Genomic DNA, 21,788 nt, shown 5'->3' with positions numbered 1-21,788 from the left:
AAGCAGCGGGGCTCATGCCTGGTTGTCCAGCTTCTTGTGCAGGTAGTGGATATCGGTACCGCCGGCCTGGAAGTTGCTGTCCGTTACCAGGTCCTGGTGCAGGGCCACATTGGTGCGAATGCCTTCCACCACGATCTCGGTCAGGGCCTGGCGCATGCGGCGCAGTGCCGATTCCCGGGTCTCGCCATGGGCCAGCAGCTTGCCGATCAGGGAGTCGTAATAGGGCGGCACGGTGTAGCCGTTGTAGATGTGGGAATCCACTCGGATGCCCGGGCCGCCGGGAGCATGCCAGTTGAGGATGCGACCGGGGGAAGGCGCGAAGCTTCTCGGGTCCTCGGCATTGATCCGGCATTCCACCGCATGGCCCTGGATCTTGATGTCGGACTGCTTGTAGGACAGCTTTTCACCGCCAGCGATGAGCAGCTGTTCCTTGACGATGTCCACGCCGGTCACCATTTCGGTCACCGGATGCTCCACCTGGACCCGGGTGTTCATCTCAATGAAGTAGAAGTTGCCGTCTTCATAGAGGAATTCGAAGGTGCCGGCACCGCGATAGCCAATTTCCAGGCAGGCCTGGACGCAACGATCACCCATGCGCTGGCGTTCTTCCTCGCTGATCCCGGGGGCCGGGGCTTCCTCGATGACCTTCTGGTGACGCCGTTGCATGGAGCAATCACGCTCACCCAGGTGAATGGCGTTGCCCTGGCCGTCAGCCAGTACCTGGAATTCCACGTGCCGTGGTCGCTGCAGGTACTTCTCCATGTAGACCATGTCGTTGCTGAAAGCGGCCTTGGCTTCGTTCTTGGTGGTGTTGATGGCCTCGATGAGGTCTTGCTCTTCATGCACCACCCGCATGCCACGACCGCCGCCGCCACCGGCAGCCTTGATCAGGACCGGGTAACCAATCTCGGCGGCAATGCGCAGGTTTTCCCGATCATCATCACCCAGGGCGCCGCCGGAACCGGGAACGGTGGGCACTCCCGCCTCCTTCATGGCTTCAATGGCGGATACCTTGTCGCCCATCAGGCGGATCGTTTCCGCCTTGGGGCCGATGAAAACGAACCCGCTCTTTTCCACCCGCTCGGCGAAATCGGCATTCTCGGAAAGGAAACCGTAGCCGGGATGGATGGCCTTGGCGTCGGTGACTTCCGCCGCGCTGATGATGGCCGGCATGCTGAGGTAGCTTTCCGCCGAGGACGGCGGGCCAATGCAGACCGATTCATCGGCCAGCAGCACATGTTTTTGATCGCTATCTGCCGTGGAATGTACCGCCACGGCTTCGATGCCCAACTCGCGGCAAGCGCGCAGTACGCGCAGGGCGATTTCACCGCGGTTGGCAATGAGAACCTTGTCCAGCATGGAGTCTTTTCCTGTCGCTAGTCTGTGTCAGGCCGTGGGCCGTTCTTAGGACGTACCCCCAGTTGCGGTTAATCAGCCAATCACGAACAGCGGCTGCCCGTACTCCACCGGCTCGCCGTTTTCCACCAGGATCGCCTTGATGGTGCCGGACTTGTCGGCTTCGATCTGGTTCATCATTTTCATTGCTTCGACAATGCAGATGGTGTCGCCTTCCTTGACCTGCTGCCCCACTTCCACAAAGGGCTTGGAAGTGGGGGAAGGGGCCCGATAGAAAGTGCCCACCATGGGTGATTCCACCTTGTGACCGGCCGGAATGTCATCGCCGGCGTCATCAGCGGCAGCACCGTCATCCGCGGGCGCCGGACTCTGCTGGGCAGCCTGCGGCGCCGGAGCCGGGGCGGGAGGCGCGGCATAGTATTGCGGTTGGGCATTGGGCTGGTGGCGACTGATGCGGACCGATTCCTCGCCTTCGGTGATTTCGATCTCGGAGATGCCCGATTCCTCGAGCAGTTCGATCAGGCGCTTGACCTTTCTGATATCCATTGGTGCTCCCAGGGTCTTGTGTTCAGGATGATCGGAAACGCTGGTCCAGCGCCCGCAGGGCACATTCATAGCCCAAGGCGCCGAGACCGGAAATGCTTCCGATGGCGATGTCGGAGAAATAGGAAACCTGCCGGAACGATTCACGGGCAAAGGGATTGCTGAGATGGACTTCCACCATCGGCAGCGCGCTGGCGAGGACGGCATCTCGCAGGGCGATGCTGCTGTGGGTAAAGGCGGCGGGATTGAGGATCAGGCCATCGATCTGTGCGTCGGCCGCCCGATGAATCCGCTCGATCAGGGCGTGTTCGGCGTTGCTCTGAAAGCTGTCCAGCTGGTGGCCGAGATCCTCAGCCAGTTGTCGCAGGCGGGACTCGATCTCCGCCAGGGTGCTGTGGCCGTAGTGCGACGGCTCACGCTGCCCGAGGCGGTCGAGATTGGGGCCATTGACAACCAGAATGCTCGCCAAGACACGCGCTCCATTACCCAGAATTCCCGATTCATTCCCTGATCAAGGCCGGATGGCATCCTTTTCGGCGCTGATCGGCACCGTATCCGGGCAGGTTCGATAACGGGCAATTGTGGATCATCGTGGACGGCTTGTCCACGGTGTGGGCGGGAAATTTTGACAATTCGCCGACATTCGGGGCATATCGCCCCGTTATGTCAACAATCCGCTTGTGTGCCGACTCACTCGGCGTTCTGCCCTTCCAGGGCCGGGGCGAGCAGGGGCGGAACATCTTCGTCCACGATCAGGCCCAGATGGAAGTTCACGATCTTCCCGTTCCGGTCCACCACGAAAGTATGGGGCAGGCCGAGAGTGCTGCTGCCGAAGGCCTCGAGTACTTCCAGGGTTTCATTTTCCCCCACCATCAGGGGGTAATTGATGCCGTAGTCCTCGGCGAAGCGGATGACCGGCTCCGCCTCGTCCAGGGCAATGCCCAGCACGGTAACCCCCTGGTCGGCATAGTTCTCCTGCAGCTCCACCAGTAGTGGTACCTCTTCCCGACAGGGCGCACACCAGGTCCCCCAGAAATTGATCACCAGGATATCGCCTTCCCACTCGTCGACATGGCGTTCATTGCCTTCGGGATCAGGCATGGAGAAGCTGGGCAACTCTTCTGCCAGGCCGCGCTCGGGCGGCGCCTCGGGCGGCGCCTCGTTATTGCCGGCGGTGAACCAGTGGTAGGCGCCGAAACCAAGGATGCCGGCACCAATCATCAGGCCAATCAGGAGGGGAAGGGCAGTATCTCTCATTGCGAATTCATCCTTGCCTGGAAGTCTTCCTGGACCCGAGCCAGGTGGCGGTCAAATTCGCCTGGTGCCATGAAGCCCACCAGGCGCAGGGAGCGGATTTCCTCTCCCCGGTGATCAAAGAACAGGATGGCCGGGGGGCCGAAGAGTTCGTGGGCTTCGAGCAGTTCCCGGTGGTCTTGCGTGTAGTCGGTGACATCCGCCTTCAGCAGGTCGAAGCGCTCCAGCCGATCGCGGACGTCCGGATCGGTGAAGGTTCGCCGTTCCATGCGGACACAGTCCACGCACCAGTCGGCATAGAACTCCAGCATCAGCGGGCGATTGCGTTCCTCATCCAGATTGCTGGACAGTTCCGGCTGGCTGCCAATCATGGCAAAGGCGGGGGCGGTGGTCCCGCTGCCCGATCCCAGTTCTGTCAGCAGGCTGCCTTGCATGGGTCGCAAGGGGTCTTTGCCGCCCAGTGCGGCGGCAAGCAGCAGGACCATGCCCCAGGCCAGGATCAACAGGCCGGCACCCTTGCGGAAGCGGCGCCAACCGCCGGCGGCGGCATTGAGGTTATCCAGTGCGCCCAGATAGACCCCCGCCATGACCAGCAGTGCGGACCACAGCAACAGGCCGGCAGCGGCGGGCAGGATCCGCTCCAGCATCCACACGCCCACGGCCAGCAGCAGGAAGCCGAAGACGATTTTCACGGCATTCATCCACGGGCCGGTGCGGGGCATCAGGCGCCCGGCGGAGGTGCCCACTACCAGGAGCAGGATGCCCATGCCCATGGACATGGAGAACAGGGCCAGGCCACCGCGCACGGCGTCACCGGTCTGGCCAATGACCAGCAGGGCACCGGCCAGCGGTGCGGCCACACAGGGCCCGACGATCAAGGCGGAGAGAAAGCCCATGGCGCCGACGCCGGTGTAGTTGCCCGCCTGCTGTCGACTGGAGAGCCGGGAGAGGGCGTTCTGGAGGCTCTGGGGAACCTGCAACTGATAGAAGCCGAACATGGACAGGGCGAGCAGACCGAACACCAGGGCAAAAGTTACCAGTACCGCCGGATGCTGGAGGGCGGCTTGCAGGTTATGGCCCAGCAGGCCTGCGGCAACCCCGGCGGTGGTGTAGGTCAGGGCCATGGCCAGCACGTAGGTCAGGGAGAGGCCGAAGGCCCTTCGGGTGCTGACCCGTTCACCCTGGCCAAGAATCAGGCTCGAGAGAATGGGCACCATGGGCAGCACGCAGGGGGTGAAGCTCAAAAGCAGGCCGAAGCCGAAGAAGATCAGCGCGATCAGGGCCGGGTGGCCGTCGGCCACCAGACCGGCCAGGCGGTCCTGGTCGGAGGCGCCCGTCGGCGCTTCTACCGAGGGCTGCTCAGCATCCTGGCCAGCACCGCCGGATGCCAGAACCACCGGGCTGTCCCGATCCATTGGCGGATAGCAGAGGCCGGCATCGGCGCAGCCCTGGAAGCGGACATTGAGCATCACTTCCTGGCCGGGTTCCCCGCCCTCCACCGGAATCTCAATGACCGCTCGGCCACGGTGGACCAGACTTTCGCCGAAAAACTCGTCTTCAATCAGTTCCGCTTCGGGATAGATCGGCTCGCCCAGGCTCAGCCCCTCGGTCGGGGTGGTGAAATCGAAGCGGTGCTGATAGAGGTAGTATTCCTCGGCCACCGTCCACTCCACCTGCAAGGTGGATTCGTCAGGGGAGTGGACCGCCATCACGAAGGCTTCGTCCGGATGCAGGAAATCGCCGCCGGACATGCCGGGGACATCCAGACCCTGACTGAATGCAGAGCCCGTGGAGAGCAGGATCAGGGTTAAGGCGGTGAGCAGAGCCCGCCAGCTGTGTGTGAGACGGGCTTTTTTCATGGGCGGGTTTCGGCGCTTAGCCAATCCAGGTAGCTGTTCAGCCCGGCCTCGATGGGAAGGGCAATGACTTCCGGGACTTCATAGGGGTGGAGTTCGGGAATCCTCTGGATCAAGGCCTCCCGCCGGTCCTTGGCGGTCTTGATCACCAGCAGGCATTCTGGGTCCGTCTCCACCTTTCCCTTCCATTCGTAGATCGAGGTCAGGCCGGGAATGAGGTTGGCACAGGCGGCCAGCTTTTCCGCCACCAGCGCGCCGGCGATCCGACGGCCGCTGTCCTCGTCCGGGCAGGTACAGAAAATGACGCAATGCTCTGACATGGGTCGGTCCCGATTGCTGGTAATGGATGCAGACGGATTGCGGTCCATATGCAGGCGGGGAGGATAACGCGCCAGGCTGAACTGTGCCAGGGCCGCCCCCAGCAGGGCGAGACTGCGTCTCAGTCCTGATTCGCGAGCGCTTCCGCTTCCAGTCGGTGGCCGTTGCGGAACAGGATCAGGCGCTTGCCCGCCTGGCCGTCATCGGTTTCGGAGAAGACCAGCTCCAGGGGCTGGTTTCGGTGGAAAAAACGACCGTCCGGTGCCGGGTAAAGCGGGCGGCTGGGTCCATCGCCACTGCTCAGTAGGAGCCGGTCCCGATCTGCCTGGATGTGAATATCCTCGTCCGCGCCAATCCGGTAGATGCCGGCGTAGCGCTGAAGTTCCGCGGCGGGCCGCTGGGCGACTTCCCGTGAAGCCTTGCTCTCGGTGCGATGCATCCGGTGACCAAGCTGGACCGCCCCATTGGGGGTTTCAATGCGTAGCTGATCGACGGCGCCATCTTCCCCGGCCAGGAAGTGGACTTCGGAATCCACCCCCCGGGTGAAAAAACGCTGACCATTGATGGAATACAGTCGAAGCGGGGGACGGCCGGGGGCCCGAATGAACAGGTCCGCGTCACGCTGGCGGACTGTCACGACGAAACCCGGTGCCATCTGATAACGGCCGACGTAGAGGGCACCGAGGTCTCGGTCCAGCGGTTGTCCCTCGCGCAATGGGGGGAGTCCCTCGCCATTGCCTTCCAGGGTGGCGAAGCCCAGGGATTCAAGGTTGGTGCCGGTATTCGACAGCACCACCACGGAGCGCTCCTGATCACGGTCAAAGGCCGCGAAGGCTGAGTAGCCGGCAGTTCGCCCGCTGTGCCAGAAAATTTGCCGGCTATCGTCCTCAAAAAGCTGCCAACCCAGGCCCATGCCATAACCATGGTCCCCCAGATTCATTTGTGGCCGGGTGATCAGTGCCAGGGCATCGGCCAGCGGGCCGCTGGGATCACGATTCAGTTCGACCCAGCGCAGCAGATCCCGGGCACTGGCCTTGAGGCCGGCGGCGGGCTTGAACGCCGACAACTCCCAGGACGGGGCGCTGTTGAGGTCGTAATCGTGGCCGGGCGTCAGCTGATCGAGTATGCGGTCCCGCGGTCGGGCGGCAATCTCGTCCAGTGCCAGCGGTGCCAACAGCGCCTCTTCCACCTGTGTGGCGAAATCACTGTCTGCATATTCCGCCAATAGTTGTCCGAGCAGCGCGTAGCCGAGGTTGGAATAGGCGAAGTGCTTGCCGGGTTCACCGGCCAGCGGATGTTGCTCCAGGAAGGCATTCAGCCGCTCCGGGGTGTAGCTTTCAAACATCCGGAGAGGATCATTGGGGTCGAGATCGTCCGGTGTGTTGGGCAGGCCGCTGACATGGGTGGCCAGTTGCCACAGGGCAACCTCTTCGCGGAGGCGGCGGTCGAGGCGGGAGTCATCGGGCAGCAGGCGATTAACCGGATCGTCCAGGGACAGGTCGCCCGCGGCGATATGGGCGGCCAGCAGGGCGGCGGTGAAGGGCTTGGTCAGCGATCCAATCTCGTAGACGCTTTCCGGTGTGGGGGCGGTGCCCTTTTCCGTGGTGCCGCCAAAGGCCTTCCAGCTTTCCCGGCCATTTTCCCGCACGCCGATCAGGATGGAGCGATAGTGACCCGCCTCCACCCGTTCCTCGGCGGCTGCCCGGACCGTGTCGCTGACCAGGGGCGGCTCGGCCGTTGCCAGGCCGGGAAGCAGGGCGATAGCCGGGGCCAGCAGCAGACAGAGCCACAGCCACGGATTCGCGAAACGGCGGGCAGGGGACACTGCCAACCGCTCCGGCCTTGGTCGTCGCCCCCCTGACCGGGGTACAATGACTGCTCGCAAAGCTTCCATGCCTATTAGCTTACATCAGGCCAGCCAAATGTCCGCCACCGCCGAAGATATCAGTAACTCCGTCCGTCGCCAGGGCAAGCGCCTGCGCAACCAGACCGGCCGCGCCATCCAGGATTTCAATATGATCGAGGACGGCGACCGGGTCATGGTCTGCCTCTCCGGTGGCAAGGACTCCTATACATTGCTGGACATGCTGCTCCAGCTCCAGCGGGTGGCTCCGGTGCGATTCGAGCTGCGGGCGGTCAACCTTGACCAGAAGCAGCCCGGCTTCCCCGAGCATGTCCTGCCGGACTACCTGGAGTCCCTGGGCGTGGACTATCACGTGATCGAGCAGGACACTTATAGTGTGGTCAAGCGGGTGGTGCCGGAGAACAAGAGTTTCTGCGGCCTGTGTTCCCGCATGCGGCGAGGGGCGCTCTATGAGTACGCCCACCGGGAAGGCTTCAACAAGATCGCCCTCGGCCATCACCGGGATGACATCGTCGAGACCCTGTTTTTGAATCTCTTCAATGGTGGCCGCCTCAAGGCCATGCCGCCCAAGCTCAAGTCCGACGACGGCCGTAATGTGGTGATCCGTCCGCTCGCCTATTGCCGGGAGGAGGAAATCGCCCGCTACGCCCGTGCCTGCGAGTACCCCATCATTCCCTGCAATCTCTGCGGCTCCCAGGACAATCTCCAGCGCCAGGCCATCAAGGCGATGCTGGCTGAATGGGAAAAAACCGCCCCGGGCCGGATCGACTCCATATTCACCGCCATTCAGAACGTCTCCCCCTCCCAGCTGGCCGACCGGGCGTTGTTCGATTTCGCCAGCCTGCGGGTGGGAGAAAGTTCCCAGTAAACAGTTCCCAGTGAACAGTGGGCCGTGCCTGCCGAGCGGCCTGCTGTTTCCTGCAATGTTGGCACCAGACTGAGCGTTGAGAATGACCGGCTTCGCCGAAGTAGCACGGCATATCCGCCGGCACGGCCCCACTGTTCACTGGGAACTGTTCACTGGGAACTTTTTTCCCTCCTCCCCCCTTGACTCCGCAAAGACCGTCCCTATTATTAGCACTCGAATTCGGTGAGTGCTAACAAAGGTCCGCCTCCGGGCGTTGCCGGCGTAGGGCTCGCCATCCTTGTCAGTACCAACCTGAAACCGTGGAGGAGAGACTCCCATGAAGATGCGTCCGTTGCATGACCGCGTGGTCGTCAAGCGCGTTGAGGAAGAAACCAAGACCGAAGGCGGGATCGTGATCCCCGATTCCGCGGCCGAGAAGCCGATCCGTGGCGAAGTGGTCGCCGTGGGTAGCGGCAAGCCCCTGGATAGCGGCGAAACCCGCGCCCTGGATGTGAAGGTCGGGGACAAGGTTCTGTTCGGCAAGTTCGCCGGCACCGAAGTGAAGGTGGACGGCGAGGAAGTTCTGGTGATGCGCGAAGACGACATCATGGCGGTCTTCGAAGGCTGAACATCGCGCACCCGAAAGATCCGAAACATCTGTGGAAACAAATTTCAAAGAGGTGAACAGCAATGGCTGCTAAAGAAGTCCGTTTTGGTGAAAGCGCCCGTGGTCGCATGGTTCGCGGCGTCAACACCCTGGCCGATGCGGTCAAGGTGACCCTGGGCCCGCGTGGCCGCAATGTGGTGCTGGACAAGAGCTTCGGCGCCCCCACCGTGACCAAGGACGGCGTGTCCGTCGCCAAGGAAATCGAGCTGGACGACAAGTTCGAGAACATGGGCGCCCAAATGGTCAAGGAAGTTGCCTCCCAGACTTCCGACGAAGCCGGTGACGGCACCACCACCGCCACCGTGCTGGCCCAGTCCATCCTCAAGGAAGGCATGAAGGCCATCGCCGCCGGCATGGCGCCGATGGAAGTGAAGCGGGGCATCGACAAGGCCACCAAGGCCGCCGTCGAGGAAATCCGCAAGCTGTCCAAGCCCTGCGATGACGACAAGTCCATCGCCCAGGTGGGCACCATCTCCGCCAACTCCGACGAGGAAATCGGCCGACTGATCGCCGATGCCATGAAGAAGGTCGGCAAGGAAGGCGTGATCACCGTCGAGGAAGGCCAGGGCCTGGAAAACGACCTGGACGTGGTCGAGGGCATGCAGTTCGACCGCGGCTACCTCAGCCCCTACTTCGTCACCAACCAGCAGAGCATGACTGCCGAGCTGGAAGACCCCTACATCCTCATTCACGACAAGAAGATCTCCAACATCCGTGATCTGTTGCCGGTGCTGGAGAACGTGGCCAAGTCCAACAAGCCGCTGATGATCGTGGCCGAGGACATTGAAGGCGAAGCCCTGGCCACTCTGGTGGTCAACAACATCCGTGGCATCGTCAAGGTTGCTGCCGTTAAGGCTCCCGGCTTCGGCGATCGTCGCAAGGCCATGCTGGAAGACCTGGCTGTCCTGACCGGCGGCACCGTGATCTCCGAGGAAGTGGGTCTGTCCCTGGAGAAGGCTACCCTGGATCACCTGGGTACCGCCAAGAAGGTGCAGGTCTCCAAGGACGACACCACCGTGGTGGATGGTGGCGGCGACAACGCCCGCATCAAGGAGCGCGTTGACCAGATCCGTGGCCAGATCGAAGAGTCCAGCTCTGATTACGATCGCGAGAAGCTGCAAGAGCGCGTGGCCAAGCTGGCCGGCGGTGTGGCCGTGATCAAGGTCGGTGCGGCCACCGAAGTGGAAATGAAAGAGAAGAAGGCGCGCGTGGAAGATGCCCTGCACGCCACCCGTGCTGCGGTTGAGGAAGGCATCGTGCCTGGCGGTGGCGTGGCCCTGCTGCGTGCCCGCGTCGGCATCGAGAAGCTGACCGGCGACAACACCGATCAGAACACCGGTGTGGACATCCTGCGTCGTGCCATGGAAGAGCCCCTGCGTCAGATCGTCTACAACGCCGGCGGCAAGCCTGACGTGGTGGTGGCCAAGGTGGCCGAAGGCAAGGACAACTTCGGCTTCAACGCGGCCAAGAATGAGTTTGGCGACATGGTCGAGTTCGGTATCCTGGATCCCACCAAGGTGACCCGGACGGCCCTGCAGAACGCCGCTTCCGTGGCGGCTCTGATGCTCACCACCGAAGCCATGGTGGCTGAGCTGCCGAAGGACGATGACAACGCCGGTGCCGGTGCCGACATGGGCGGCATGGGCGGCATGGGTGGCATGGGCGGCATGATGTAAGACGCCGTTCCATCTCCGCTCATCCTCAGGGATGACTGGAAGGCCCCGCCTGATTTCAGGCGGGGCCTTTTCGTATCCGGATGTCGGCCGTTCTCCTTGGGCCACGCAAAGCACTAGCTTCGTGCTATCTTAGGGAAAGAGCGACCACAAATCGCAAAGGGAGCGGGATGAAAAGCGAGCCCGAGGAAGGCTGGAAAGCACGTTATCACACTGTACTTCAGCAGATGTCGGAGGAGGCCCGGGCGGCTGCGCGGCTCGAAGAGCGTCTGCGCCAGGCCGTCAGCCGGATCGCGGTATTGGGTCTGGGCGGCGATCGCGAATTGGACCGACGCCTGGAACGGCTTCGTCAGGCTATCCACACTGACACGGCCAGCGATGAAGTGCTCTCACTGGTTGATGCCATCAGTGCGCGGGTGCGCCTGCTGGCCGAGACCGCGGGTTCCGAGTCTCATGCCCCAGGTCGTGAGCCTTTGCGGGCCTTGCTGCTGAATCTGCTCACCCTGCTGCGCCGCCTGGACCCCGATGATGCGCGCCTGGCCGGCTTGCTGAGTCGCGTCCATCGGGCGGAAACGCAAGATCTGGCCGCCTTGTCGATGGCGGTGGAGAACCTCCTTACCGAGAAACTGAATGCGGCTTCCGAAGCCGCCCAGCGTGGCGTGTTTGGGCGTTTGCTAGGTGGCAGTCGGGCGCGAAAGGGACAGAGTGTTGAAGCCCTGGAGCTGATTATTGATCGGCTACAGACGCGCTGGCCGGAGCAGGGCTTGCAGGTTCTGGCGCAACGGCTCAAGCAGGAAGGCGGTGATGCCCTGATTCCGGTGGCGGTTGAGCTTGCCGGGATGATGGAGCAGGCCCTGGAGCAACCCGAGGATGACAGCGCGTCCGTCGAGCGGGTGAAGCCGGCGCTGGAGGGGCCAAAGGCCCTGCGCCAGGTACTCTCCGCCCTGCGGTTGCCCGATGAGTTCGCTGACTCAGCCGATGCCCTGGCCCGGCAGGCCGAGGAGGCCTTCAGTGATCCGGATTGTCTGGCCGGCTGGCTGACGGAGTTATCCGGGGTCATTCGCCACTATCGTACCCAGGTGGAACAGGAGCGGAAGGGCTTGCGGGCCTTCCTGGAGAAGACGCTCAATCGCCTGGCGGAACTTGATGGCCATATCGATGCCGAGGACGAGGAGCGTCGCCGCTCCGCAGAGCAGACTCACGAGGTGGATCAGCGCCTCAGTGGTAGTCTCCATGAAATGCAGCGAGGCATTGCCGACAGCCAGGACATGGGTCAGTTGCAGAAGATGATCACGCGGCATCTGGATGCCCTGGGCAAGGGCCTGAAATTACGCCGGCGCCTGGATGACGAACGGGAGCGGGCGATGGAAAGACGTTTTTCCGAAATGCGCGAGCGGGTGGAAGAGCTGGAGCGCGAGAGCGATCAGTTGCGCGACAGTCTGCGTCGAGAGTCACGACGTTCCGTGCTCGATCCCTTGACTCGTCTGCCCAATCGCCAGGCCTGGCGGGAACGCATCGGTTACGAACGGGCCCGTCAGCAGCGCCGCTCCCAACCACTGTCCTTGCTGGTTTGTGCCCTGGATGAGATCAATCTGATCAATGAGCGTCTGGGCCCCGAGGCTGGTGATGTGGCAATTGCCGATTTTGCCGAGAAGCTGGCAGGCAGCATCCGTCCTGGTGATTTCGTGGCCCGCCTGGAAGGGGTGGAGTTTGTGCTCATCCTGCCGGATATGGATGCGGATGCCGCGATTGAACAAGCCAAACGTCTGGGCGGGGAACTGGCCACCGGTGAGTTCACCTATGAAGACATTCCGTTCTCACTCTCCGCATTGTTTGGCGTGGCCAGTTTCGAGGAGGACGACGACAGTCCAGACAAGGTCTTGCGCCGTGCCCGCAGTGCCCTGAGAGAAGCCCGTGAGTCCGGCGAAACCTGTCGCTATGCGCCCAATGGTGTTGGCGCGGAGTCTGGCCGGCCGCCGATGGCCTGAATTCATCCCTTTGTCTTGCTGATGAACCAGCAGTGATGAATCCGGGGGTTTCGCTTGAAATCCTCGGGGATGCTGGCCTTGGTCATATCCTGAATCTTCAGCCCCTGACTGTCGTCGAGTTGCAGGCGGAAATCCCGCCGATTGCAGGAGAAGACCAGCAAGCCATCCGGGACCAGACGGTCCAGGGCGGCCTGAATGAGGGCCGGGTGGTCGCGCTGGATGTCCAGCGTGGTGTCAGTATCGCTGGAGTTCGAGAATGTGGGCGGGTCCAGCAGGATCAGGTCCCAGCGGCCAGTCTGACGATTGAGCCATTCCACGCAATCGGCACGGACCAGACGATGGTCGTCGCCTTTGAAGCCGTTGATCGCCAGGTTGCGTTCCGCCCAGCGCAAATAGTTGCGGTTGAGATCCACGCTGGTGGTGTTACGGGCGCCACCGAGTGCGGCATGGACGCTGGCGGTGCCGGTGTAGGCAAATAGATTCAGGAAACGTTTGCCCCGGGCTTTCTCCCGGAGCCAGGCCCGCACCGGCCGATGGTCGAGAAACAGGCCACTGTCGTTGTAGTCGCTCAGGTTGACGATCAGGCGGGCCGGCCCCTCCTGCACGGTCAATTCCAGCTCCCGCTGGTCCAGTCGATTGTATTGTTCACGGCCTTTTTGCGGTCGCCGGGTCCGCAGATGAATATTCTCGCCCGGGATGTCCAGGGCATGACTGACCGCGGTCAGTCCGGCCGCCAGTCGCCGACGGGCCTTGTCGGCCGGGATCTGCTTGGGTGCGGCGTATTCCTGGACCAGGGCGTGAGCGCCATAGCAGTCCACCGCCAGGGCGAATTCCGGGATGTCGGCGTCGTAGGCTCGAAAGGCGTCGGTCTCCTCTCGACGGGCCCAGCGGCGCAGGTGACGCAGATTTTTCTGCAGGCGGTTCTCCAGGTCTCGACCTTCCCGTGCCGGCGGCGACCATAGCTGAACCAGATGACAGTCAATGGCCCCGTTTCTGAAGCGATGACTGCGACGGCGATCCAGGCCGGTGTAGCGGTCCAGATCGGGCTCCGGCATAAGCATTGCGGCATGCCAGCGCTGGAAGGGCCCTCTCAGCCGTTCACCCAATCGGGTGTAGAGGCTGGGCAGGGCCTTGCGATCCTCCAGGCGTTCTCCGTAGGGCGGGTTGCCGATCACCAGGCCGGATTGGCAATTCGGCGGCGCCTCGAGCACCGTCATTTCCCGGTGGCTGAATACCAGCCAGTCTCCCAGGCCAGCCGCCTGGGCATTGGCGCAGGCAGCCGCAATAGCGTCCGGGTCCTTGTCATAACCGCGCAGAACGCCTGGCAGTGATGACAGTTGCCGCAGCTTGTGGCGCGCCTCGGACAGCAGTCGCTGCCAGTGGTCGGGGTCGTGTTGCGGCCAGCCGGCGAAGCCCCAGTGACTGCGATGGACGCCGGCAGGAATGCCCGCGGCCATCATGGCAGCCTCAATGACTAGGGTGCCGCTGCCACAGAAGGGATCCACGAGGTTGCCCTGTTCGGGCCATCCGGCGGCCATCAGCACGGCCGCGGCGAGATTTTCCTTGATCGGGGCGCTGACGCTGCGGCGGCGATACCCGCGCTGGTGTAGCGGCCCACCCCCGAGATCCCGATACAGGCTCAGACGCTCACCATCGAAATGGGCGTAAATCTGCACATCCGGACGGTCCGGGGTAAGCCTGGGACTTTCCAGTCCCTTGGCGCGGAGCTGGTCGACGATGACGTCCTTCAGGCGTTGCTGGCCGAAGCGGCTGTGGCGCAGCCATCCCCCGGTTCCCCGGAAGTCCATGCCCAGGCTGCCGTCGGGCGGCAATTGGGCAGCCCAGTCCACCTGGTCCACCGTGCTGACAAAGGCGGCGTCATCGTCCGCCGGTCCCTGATGGAGGGGGAGCAGCACACGGGAGGCAACTCGGCTGTGCAGGCAGCAGCGATAAACCCCTTCCAGGTCGGTCTCCACCCGAATCATCCGCCCGCTGCGGCCAGTGACCGGCAATGACAGGGCGGCGAGCTCCTTTTCCAGCCAGGGGCCGCAATGAGGAGGGCAGAGCAGGACCAGGTCCACGATTGACTCCTTGGGTATCTGTGAAAGGCCCAATTGGGGCCGTTGAGCGGGCATGATACCTGATCAATGCCCCTTATCACGGGGGGCCCCATAGGGGGCATTGGCATCCCCCACGCAGAATGTGGATAATGCGTGTGGGTTACGGTTGGACTGGGAGTGTTCAACCAAATCCCCAATTGCTTAAGAATACAAACGCGTTTCCTTTTAGAGGGAGGTTAGATCATGATCAACCGCAAGCAGTTTGCTCTTGCTGCCGCTGGTGCCTTTGCACTGAGTTCCGGTGCCGCCATGGCCCAGGGCAGTGTGGGCGCATACTACGCCGATTTTGGTGACCTGGACGGATTCGGCCTGGAGGCCGATTTCGTGGTTGCCGATCAGTTCCGCCTGTTCGCCGACGTTACTATGCTTGACGAAGGCGATGTCGAGCAGGATATCGTCCGTTTTGGTGGTGGTTACCTGATGCAGATGAACGACCAGATGTCTCTGGAGTTCGGTGCTTCCTTCCAGAACTGGGATTTCAGTAACCCCTTCTTCTCCTTTGACGATGATGCCATCGGTGTTCACGGTGCCCTGAACTACGCGGTCACCCCCGAGTTCACGTTCACGGCCAAGGCCGAGTTCCTGATGTTCGACATGATGGATGACGACGACATCGTGATCGGCCTGCGGGGCAGCTACAACGTGACCCCGGAAATCGCCATTTTTGGTGGTGCCGACATCTACAATCATGACGTGATCGACGAAACCCTGATCCGCTTCGGCGCCAGCTTCAACTTCTGAAGCGGTTGATCGGAATTGAAGGGATTCAGCTTGGCGGGGAGGCCGGATGGTCTCCCCGCTTTCTTTTTTCCTGACCCACCTTGCTGCATCATGGCCGGACTACTTCAGTGAACCGGCATGAGTGATGTGATGGACCTGCCCCCCGCCCCAGCCACCCATCTGAGCGAAAGTCAGCGACGGCAACTGTCAGAGCACGACGGCGATCGCCTGCTGGGAATCAGTCCCTTTTTGGCCTCGGCCTTCAATCGGGATGCCGGTCTCGCTGATTGGCTGCTGGCCGATGAGCGCCTCTCCCGCCCGCAAACTCCGGAATCCATTGTCGAGCGCGCCCAGCCGATAGCCGAGGCCGACAGTGAAGCCGAGCTCATGCGTCGGCTGCGGCAGGCTCGCAATCGGGAGCTGGTGCTGGCCCTCTGGCGTGACCTCACCGGGCGCTCCGAGCTTGCCGAAACCCTGGCGGCAGTCAGTGCCCTGGCGGACTGTCTGATCAGTCTGGCCCACGACTGGGTGGAGGCCGAGCTGCAACAGCGTCATGGTATTCCCCGCGATGGGCAGGGCAATGCGCAGCGCATGGTGGTCCTGGGTCTGGGCAAGCTGGGTGGTGGAGAGCTCAACTTCTCCTCCGATGTGGACCTGATCTTTGCTTTCCCGGAAGCTGGCGAGACGGATGGTGGTCGCGTTCTGGACAATGAGCAGTTCTTCACCCGCCTGGGCCGTCGCCTGATTCGGGTCCTGGATGAGATCACCCCGGACGGCCAGGCCTATCGGGTGGACATGCGCCTGCGGCCCTTCGGCGATAGTGGGCCGCTGGTCATGAACTTCAATGGCATGGAAACCTATTACCAGCTCCATGGCCGGGAATGGGAGCGCTATGCCCTGATCAAGGCCCGCCCGGTCGCCGGGGACCTGGCGGCGGGGGAGGCCTTGATGAAGGATCTTCAGCCCTTCGTCTATCGTCGCTACCTGGACTATTCGGTCTTTTCCTCGCTGCGGGAAATGAAGCAGGGCATCCGCCGCGAGGTCCGCCGCAAGGGCCTGGAGAACAACATCAAGCTCGGGCGGGGCGGCATTCGTGAGATTGAATTCATCGCCCAGTTGTTCCAGTTGATTCGCGGCGGTCGGGAGCCGGAGTTGCGCAGTCGTCGGCTGTTGCCGACGCTTGAGGCCATTGCACGGGCCGGTCATATCGATGCTGACGAAGTTCGAGGTCTGTTGGAGGCCTATGAGTTCCTGCGCATGCTGGAGAATCGCATCCAGGGGCTGCACGATGCCCAGACCCATGAATTGCCCCGGGACGACGATGATCGTCGGCGATTGCTGGCAGCCATGGACGAGGATAGCTGGGAGGCCCTCACCCAAAGGATCGGGGACGTACGCGAAGGAGTAGGGCGTGCCTTTGACGAGGTCTTTGTCGGCCCGGCCCTGCCGGAGGAGCAACGGCAGGACGATGTCTTCGCCGACCTCTGGGGGGAGCGTCTGGATGCCGACACGGCCCGAAAGCTGTTGCGACGCACGGGTTTTTCCGATCCCGAACAGGCCCTGTCGGTACTGGCACAGCTGCGTGCCTCACATGCCGTCCGCCGGATGGGCGAGCGGGGCCGGCAGCGACTGGACCGGCTGATGCCCTCGGTACTGCATCTTGCCGCCGGTCGATCCAACCCCGGTCAGAGCCTGAAGCGCATGGTCTCGGTTCTGGAGGCCGTCGCCACCCGCACAGCCTATCTCTCCCTGCTGGTGGAAAATCCCCGGGCCCTGGAGCATCTCGGCCGCCTGTGCTCGGCCAGCCCCTGGATCGCCGATCGCATTGCCCGTCATCCCCTGTTGCTGGATGAGCTGATTGACCCACGCATCTTTCAGCAGGCCCCGGATCCGGAGGATTACGCCCGCGAACTGGATGAGCTCTTGGCACCGGTCGGCGACGATCTTGAGCGGCTCATGGACGGCTTGCGCGAGTTTCATCAGGCTGCCGTGCTTCGGGTGGCGGCGGCCGATATCAGCGACTGCCTGGATGCACCCGCGGTCAGCGACCGGCTGTCACTGGTGGCCGAATTGATCCTGAAGCGCGTCCTGGACATCGCCCGCAACGGCCTCATCGCCCGTCATGGCCGGCCCCGCTGTAGTGCCCCCGAGCCGCGGGACAGCGGTTTCATCATCGTCGCCTATGGCAAGCTGGGCAGCGCCGAACTCGCCTATGGATCCGACCTGGACCTGGTCTTTCTGCATGACAGTGCCGGTGACGAACAGCAGACCGATGGCGATAAGCCGCTCGACAACGGCCACTTTTTCGCCCGCCTGGCCCAGCGCATCATCCATCAGCTCGCCACACCCACCCCTGCCGGCGTCCTGTACGAGGTGGACACCCGTCTGCGCCCCAGCGGCTCCGCCGGGCTTCTGGTAAGCAGCCTGCAAGCCTTTGAGGCGTACCAACTGGAAAAGGCCTGGACCTGGGAGCACCAGGCGCTTCTGCGGGCCCGTCCGGTGGCCGGTGATCCGGACCTGATGCGGGCTTTCGAACAAGCCCGAAGGACAATCCTGGCTCGTCCCCGGGATTTGGAGGGCCTGCACAAGGATATCCGGGAGATGCGGGCGAGGATGCTGGCCGAGCAGCCGGCGGGCGATGATCTCAAACGCCTGCCCGGTGGCCTGATCGATGTGGAGTTCCTCTGCCAGTATTGGACCCTGCAGCATGCCGTCGACAAGCCGGCGTTGCTGGAGGAAACCGGCACCATTCCCCTGCTGCGAACCCTTGCCGCCAATGACTGCATTGCCAGCGACGAAGCCGAAGCCCTGATCACTGCCGCGTCCGACTTCCGCGCCCACCTTCATGCCCGCACCCTGGCGGGCGAAGCCTCGGACTCCGAGGTGGAGCATCTGGCGGCACACCGCGAACAGGTCACGGCTATTTGGGAGCGGCACCTCGGTGGTTGAGTTGGTTGTTTCAGTGTCGGTGGGATTTGGTTCCGCTTGGCTTTGATGCGACCGAGGAAATCGCGGATAAATCCGCTCCCACGGTGCCTTTAGCGTATGCCGAAGCCGCCGTGGGAGATTCTATGTCTCACCGCAACCCCCTCAAGCGCATTTTGGCTGGTACTGAGTCTGATTTTTCATGAGTGCGAAAGCGACTCTGGCCAGCTTCCGGGCGAGCGCGACCAAGGCTTGGGTGGTTTTCAGGCCGCGCTCAAGATAGCGCTCGTAGACGGGCCGCCAAGTGGGGCTGTTCCGCGCTGCCATGGCGGCATTGTGTAGCAAACGCCGGAGCTCGGGATTGCCCTGCTTGGTGAGCTTTCGTCTTCCCTTGGAGACGCCTGAGTCTCGTGCCCGGACATCCAGTCCGAGAAAGGCGATAAAGGCATCCGAGCTTCGAAATGTGCCCCGGCGAAAGGTGGTCACAAGGGCGCTGGCAGTCAGCTCACCGATGCCTTCGACCTGGATGCACCGCCGATAATCCTCTGCCCAGCCATGCTCTTTCAGAGCCGCCTTGAGCCGCTTTCTGATCAGCTGATCCAAGCGCTCAATCTGGCGAATCACTGCTTTGAGACTGGTCCCCAGGCCTTTCATGTTTCCGAAGCTTTGTTGGAGCGCGATCCGAGCTGAGACCAAGGTCGCCCGGCGGCCTAGCAGCTGCTGGATGGCGCGATAGGCCTTGGGAGGCGGGCTCCAGGGCCGCAGATCCTCGCCCTCGTTCTTGAGGTAGCGGACCAGCAATTCGGCATCCGTGCGGTCGGTCTTGGCCCGTCCGCCGACGCTTTTGCGGTAATTGTGGAGCCGAAATCCGTCTACAAGATAGACCGTATGGCCCATGGCATGGGCCATTTCCACCAATTCCAGGTGGTAGGTGCTGGTAGCCTCGGCAGCAAGGGCGCTCTCCACTGGCAGGGCTTTCAGCCACTGCCGGATCGCGCGTTTCTGGTTGGAGATCGTCTCGGTGCCGGATTGATCGGAGCGCGCGCAGGACAATGTCTGCTTGCTGACGTCCACACCAACGATGACAGGCTGTACGGGCATTGCCATAACGGAGTCTCCAAGCTAGGGTTTTAATTGGCCTGTCGGGGTCACCTTAGTGCTGGCTTGCCAATATCGTCGGTCTATAGCCGGTGGGCGGCTCAGCCGATGGATTCCTTATCGGCACTTAGGGTGAGGGCGGGACGATATCTCCCACAGTCTGTGCTTAGCGCCAGAAGCGGCTTCAGTCCCTCCGCCCCGACAGGTCTCCTTTTTACCTGCCCGAGCAAAACATACAAGCGGCTTCAGCCGCGATTAAGAGCCTCCGGATCGCACCAAAACACGAGCCTGAACCAAACCTCTCGGCTGGCACCGCCCGGGTGATCCCACCAGGACCGTGGCCGGGACGCCCCCGTCACCGCTATCGAAGGGCACCACCCCAGTCAAAGCCACCGGTCAACCTGACCAGCCGGATTCCCTGTTATAATTCGCCCCGGCCGACTCCCCGGCCGGCAGGCAAATCACTCAATCCAGGAGGTCATCGTGGCGCAGAGCAAGGCCCAGGGTATCGCCCGGGATCAGGCGACCCCCAACGATCGCAAGCATTACGAAGTCACCCGGGATGATCTGCCCGTTCACTGCCCGATGCCCGGCATGAGCCTGTGGAACTCCCACCCCCGGGTCTATATCCCGGTGGCTGAGAAGGGCGAAGCCCGCTGCGGCTACTGCGGCGCCCTTTACGTCCTCAAGGACTGACCCCTCTTGTCCGCCCCATCGCCGACGGTCCTGTTCGTGCCCGTCAGCGGGTCGGGCGGATCCGGCGAGTATTACCGCTGTCTGGCCATCGCCCGGGCCCTGACGGGCCTGTGCCCCGACGCCCTGGTGCATTTCGTGGTCAGCCACGAAGCCAGGCTGGAGCGGGACCCGGCCTTTCAGTATCACGAGCTGCCCGACAGCCCCACCCGCGCCGTTCATGAGACCGTCGAGCACATTCGCGGCCTGTCCCCTGATCTGGTGTTCTTCGACTCCGCCGGCCGCATGGCCCAGTTCCGGGCAGCGCGCGAGAGTGGTGCCCGGGTCGTCTGGCTGAGTGATCGCCCTAACAAGCGGCGCAAGGCCTTCCGCCTGCGCATGATGCCGACGCTCGACCTGCATCTGATGGCCGCGCCCGGCGAGGCCGAACCCCGACTGGGTCCCTGGCATCGCCTCAAGCTGCGACTCTTCCCCCATCTGGCCACCCGCTTTTTCAGCGGCATTGCCCCGAGCGTGGACAGCGCCCGCCGACGCGAACTCTGCGAGGAACTGGGCCTGCCACAGGAGGACTATGTGGTGCTGGCCCCGGGCGGTGGCGGCTATCACTATCGGGGCCGGCCGGTACCGGAGATCATGCTGGGCGCCGCGGCAAAGGTCAGCGAGGCCACCGGCCTGGCCTGTGTCATGGTCATGGGGCCCCAGTATCAGGGTGAGGTGAACGACCATGAGGACCATGAGCGGGTGCGCGTGGTTTCCAGCCTGCCCACCCAGGATCTGACCCAGCTACTCCATGGTGCCCGCCTGGCGGTGATCGGGGCCGGCAGCATGATGACCGCCCAGACCCTGTCCATTGGCGTGCCGGCGGTCATGGTCCCGGCCGGCGGTGATGATCAGCCGCCCCGGATCGCCGAGTTCTCCCGCCGTGGCCTGGCCAGTGCTGCCGAGATGGATGAACAGGCCATCGCCGATGCCGCCATCGCCCTGGCTCAGGACGAGTCCCGCCGCCATGCCCAGCAGACCGCGGTCCGCGATGCCGGTATGCGTAATGATGTGGATGAGGTGGCGAAGGATCTGCTGGTTCTGCTCCGCCAGCGGTAACTATTGCCCCGCTGTAGGCGCGGATTTATCCGCGCCTACAGCGGGGTAGTAGAGGGCGTGCTGGTTCGCGACAGGGCTTCGCCGAAGCCCAGCTCCCACGGCTAGAATCTGCCAGCTCGTAGCTCGTAGCTCGTAGCTCGTAGCTCGTAGCTCGTAGCTCGTAGCTCGCTGCTCACTTCACATGCTTGCCTCCGGTCCAGCCCCCCTTGGCGAGCACTTCCTTGCCCAGCTCAATCGCGCTATCTTCCAGGTCGGTGGCCATGGAGTCGTTCCAGCGGTTGAGGAAGCCGTAGAGGGAGATGGCACCGAGAATCTCCACGATCTGATCTTCGTCCCAGTGCTCACGCAGGCGGGTGAAGATTTCTTCATCCACGGCATTGGGGACGGAACCGGCAGCCAGGGCAAAATCCAGTGCGGCGCGTTCGGCTTCGCTGTAGTGGGGGCTGGTTTGGTACTCCCAGACCGCATCGACCTTCTCCTTGGGGATACCCTTGATCTGGGCGGCGACCAGGGAATGGGCCTCGCAGTACTGACAGCCTGCGGCCCGGCTGGCGAAGTAGGCGATCAGTCGCTTGAAGCCCGGGTCCACGGCACCCTGGGGATCCATTACCGCCCGGGTCAGCTCACCGAAGGCTTTTACCATCTTCGGTCGGCGCTGCATGGTGAGCAGGCTGTTGGGGACGAACCCGAGAATATCCTCGAAGACTTGGAAATCCTCGGCCAGCTCGGGGGTGGCATCCTTGGGCAGAGGCTTCATATAGGCCATGG

Annotated in this window: 18 protein-coding genes; 8 read left to right on the top strand and 10 right to left on the bottom strand. The window is 62.8% G+C overall.

Translation table 11 applies throughout. The features are described from left to right. Positions 1–12: 12 nt before the first annotated feature. The 7 genes from accC to VCB98_RS09480 all read right to left on the bottom strand — a co-directional run bounded on the left by accC (position 13) and on the right by VCB98_RS09480 (position 7,152). Positions 13–1,359, bottom strand: coding sequence for an acetyl-CoA carboxylase biotin carboxylase subunit (gene accC, locus VCB98_RS09510; protein ID WP_346052015.1), 1,347 nt, complete (start codon positions 1,357–1,359; stop codon positions 13–15). A 72-nt stretch (positions 1,360–1,431) separates the two neighbouring features. After that, positions 1,432–1,902 carry an acetyl-CoA carboxylase biotin carboxyl carrier protein gene (gene accB, locus VCB98_RS09505; RefSeq protein ID WP_346052014.1) on the bottom strand — a complete coding sequence of 157 codons (471 nt, stop codon included), beginning with the start codon at positions 1,900–1,902 and terminating at the stop codon, positions 1,432–1,434. A 22-nt stretch (positions 1,903–1,924) separates the two neighbouring features. Beyond that, a complete protein-coding gene (aroQ, locus tag VCB98_RS09500; protein WP_346052013.1) occupies positions 1,925–2,368 on the bottom strand; it encodes a type II 3-dehydroquinate dehydratase in 444 nt (147 codons plus the stop codon). 221 nt (positions 2,369–2,589) lie between these two features. Continuing rightward, positions 2,590–3,156: a TlpA family protein disulfide reductase gene (locus VCB98_RS09495; protein WP_346052012.1), complete on the bottom strand. Its 567-nt coding sequence runs from the start codon at positions 3,154–3,156 to the stop codon at positions 2,590–2,592. Continuing rightward, the gene (dsbD, locus tag VCB98_RS09490; RefSeq protein WP_346052011.1) at positions 3,153–5,012 is read right to left on the bottom strand and encodes a protein-disulfide reductase DsbD; all 1,860 of its coding nucleotides are present in this window, start codon (positions 5,010–5,012) and stop codon (positions 3,153–3,155) included. The genes VCB98_RS09495 and dsbD overlap by 4 nt, the downstream gene beginning before the upstream one ends. Continuing rightward, on the bottom strand, positions 5,009–5,329 hold the full coding sequence (cutA, locus tag VCB98_RS09485; RefSeq protein ID WP_346052010.1) for a divalent-cation tolerance protein CutA: 321 nt from the start codon (positions 5,327–5,329) through the stop codon (positions 5,009–5,011). Before cutA ends, dsbD begins: the two co-directional genes overlap by 4 nt. A 119-nt stretch (positions 5,330–5,448) precedes the next feature. Continuing rightward, a complete protein-coding gene (locus VCB98_RS09480) occupies positions 5,449–7,152 on the bottom strand; it encodes a serine hydrolase (protein WP_346052009.1) in 1,704 nt (567 codons plus the stop codon). Positions 7,153–7,249: 97 nt separating this feature from the next. On the opposite strand from VCB98_RS09480, the gene ttcA reads away from it, so the two are divergent. From ttcA to VCB98_RS09460, 4 genes are all read left to right on the top strand, one after another. Beyond that, entirely contained in the window at positions 7,250–8,059 is an 810-nt protein-coding gene (gene ttcA / locus VCB98_RS09475; RefSeq protein WP_346052008.1) for a tRNA 2-thiocytidine(32) synthetase TtcA, read from the top strand. Positions 8,060–8,375: 316 nt separating this feature from the next. Further along, the gene (gene groES / locus VCB98_RS09470; protein ID WP_346052007.1) at positions 8,376–8,666 is read left to right on the top strand and encodes a co-chaperone GroES; all 291 of its coding nucleotides are present in this window, start codon (positions 8,376–8,378) and stop codon (positions 8,664–8,666) included. Positions 8,667–8,728: 62 nt separating this feature from the next. Next, complete coding sequence (gene groL, locus VCB98_RS09465; RefSeq protein ID WP_346052006.1) at positions 8,729–10,381, top strand: chaperonin GroEL; 1,653 nt, start codon at positions 8,729–8,731, stop codon at positions 10,379–10,381. 167 nt (positions 10,382–10,548) lie between these two features. Then, positions 10,549–12,366, top strand: a complete 1,818-nt coding sequence (locus VCB98_RS09460; protein WP_346052005.1) for a sensor domain-containing diguanylate cyclase — start codon at positions 10,549–10,551, stop codon at positions 12,364–12,366. Positions 12,367–12,368: 2 nt separating this feature from the next. Here VCB98_RS09460 and rlmKL read toward each other — a convergent pair whose 3' ends face one another. Beyond that, a complete protein-coding gene (gene rlmKL, locus VCB98_RS09455) occupies positions 12,369–14,447 on the bottom strand; it encodes a bifunctional 23S rRNA (guanine(2069)-N(7))-methyltransferase RlmK/23S rRNA (guanine(2445)-N(2))-methyltransferase RlmL (RefSeq protein WP_346052004.1) in 2,079 nt (692 codons plus the stop codon). A 222-nt stretch (positions 14,448–14,669) separates the two neighbouring features. Between rlmKL and VCB98_RS09450 the strand changes: the two genes are divergently transcribed. After that, positions 14,670–15,227, top strand: a complete 558-nt coding sequence (locus tag VCB98_RS09450) for a hypothetical protein (RefSeq protein WP_346052003.1) — start codon at positions 14,670–14,672, stop codon at positions 15,225–15,227. A 117-nt stretch (positions 15,228–15,344) separates the two neighbouring features. Continuing rightward, a complete protein-coding gene (gene glnE, locus VCB98_RS09445) occupies positions 15,345–18,155 on the top strand; it encodes a bifunctional [glutamate--ammonia ligase]-adenylyl-L-tyrosine phosphorylase/[glutamate--ammonia-ligase] adenylyltransferase (protein WP_346052002.1) in 2,811 nt (936 codons plus the stop codon). 141 nt (positions 18,156–18,296) lie between these two features. On the opposite strand, the gene VCB98_RS09440 is transcribed toward glnE, so the two are convergent. Next, entirely contained in the window at positions 18,297–19,238 is a 942-nt protein-coding gene (locus tag VCB98_RS09440; protein ID WP_346052001.1) for an IS110 family RNA-guided transposase, read from the bottom strand. A gap of 474 nt (positions 19,239–19,712) precedes the next feature. Here VCB98_RS09440 and VCB98_RS09435 point away from each other — a divergent pair, with 474 nt between their 5' ends. Beyond that, a complete protein-coding gene (locus VCB98_RS09435) occupies positions 19,713–19,925 on the top strand; it encodes a zinc-finger domain-containing protein (protein ID WP_374729207.1) in 213 nt (70 codons plus the stop codon). 6 nt (positions 19,926–19,931) lie between these two features. Further along, the gene (locus VCB98_RS09430; RefSeq protein ID WP_346052000.1) at positions 19,932–21,020 is read left to right on the top strand and encodes a glycosyltransferase family protein; all 1,089 of its coding nucleotides are present in this window, start codon (positions 19,932–19,934) and stop codon (positions 21,018–21,020) included. 172 nt (positions 21,021–21,192) lie between these two features. Here VCB98_RS09430 and VCB98_RS09425 read toward each other — a convergent pair whose 3' ends face one another. Further along, positions 21,193–21,786 carry a carboxymuconolactone decarboxylase family protein gene (locus tag VCB98_RS09425; protein ID WP_346051999.1) on the bottom strand — a complete coding sequence of 198 codons (594 nt, stop codon included), beginning with the start codon at positions 21,784–21,786 and terminating at the stop codon, positions 21,193–21,195. Positions 21,787–21,788 lie beyond the last annotated feature (2 nt).

Origin of the sequence: Natronospira elongata (genome assembly GCF_034931365.1) — a bacterium.
GTDB lineage: Bacteria > Pseudomonadota > Gammaproteobacteria > Natronospirales > Natronospiraceae > Natronospira > Natronospira elongata.
Note: the sequence above shows the minus strand (reverse complement) of the source record. Positions and strands in the feature narration are given on the sequence as shown.

Bases quoted from the DNA above. Each gene is read 5' to 3' on its own strand.
- VCB98_RS09495 (WP_346052012.1), bottom strand. From the start codon at position 3,156: ATGAGAGATACTGCCCTTCCCCTCCTGATTGGCCTGATGATTGGTGCC.
- accB (WP_346052014.1), bottom strand. From the start codon at position 1,902: ATGGATATCAGAAAGGTCAAGCGCCTGATCGAACTGCTCGAGGAATCG.
- groL (WP_346052006.1), top strand. From the start codon at position 8,729: ATGGCTGCTAAAGAAGTCCGTTTTGGTGAAAGCGCCCGTGGTCGCATG.
- dsbD (WP_346052011.1), bottom strand. From the start codon at position 5,012: ATGAAAAAAGCCCGTCTCACACACAGCTGGCGGGCTCTGCTCACCGCC.
- ttcA (WP_346052008.1), top strand. From the start codon at position 7,250: ATGTCCGCCACCGCCGAAGATATCAGTAACTCCGTCCGTCGCCAGGGC.
- accC (WP_346052015.1), bottom strand. From the start codon at position 1,359: ATGCTGGACAAGGTTCTCATTGCCAACCGCGGTGAAATCGCCCTGCGC.
- VCB98_RS09460 (WP_346052005.1), top strand. From the start codon at position 10,549: ATGAAAAGCGAGCCCGAGGAAGGCTGGAAAGCACGTTATCACACTGTA.
- VCB98_RS09440 (WP_346052001.1), bottom strand. From the start codon at position 19,238: ATGGCAATGCCCGTACAGCCTGTCATCGTTGGTGTGGACGTCAGCAAG.
- groES (WP_346052007.1), top strand. From the start codon at position 8,376: ATGAAGATGCGTCCGTTGCATGACCGCGTGGTCGTCAAGCGCGTTGAG.
- VCB98_RS09425 (WP_346051999.1), bottom strand. From the start codon at position 21,786: ATGGCCTATATGAAGCCTCTGCCCAAGGATGCCACCCCCGAGCTGGCC.
- VCB98_RS09450 (WP_346052003.1), top strand. From the start codon at position 14,670: ATGATCAACCGCAAGCAGTTTGCTCTTGCTGCCGCTGGTGCCTTTGCA.
- glnE (WP_346052002.1), top strand. From the start codon at position 15,345: ATGAGTGATGTGATGGACCTGCCCCCCGCCCCAGCCACCCATCTGAGC.
- cutA (WP_346052010.1), bottom strand. From the start codon at position 5,329: ATGTCAGAGCATTGCGTCATTTTCTGTACCTGCCCGGACGAGGACAGC.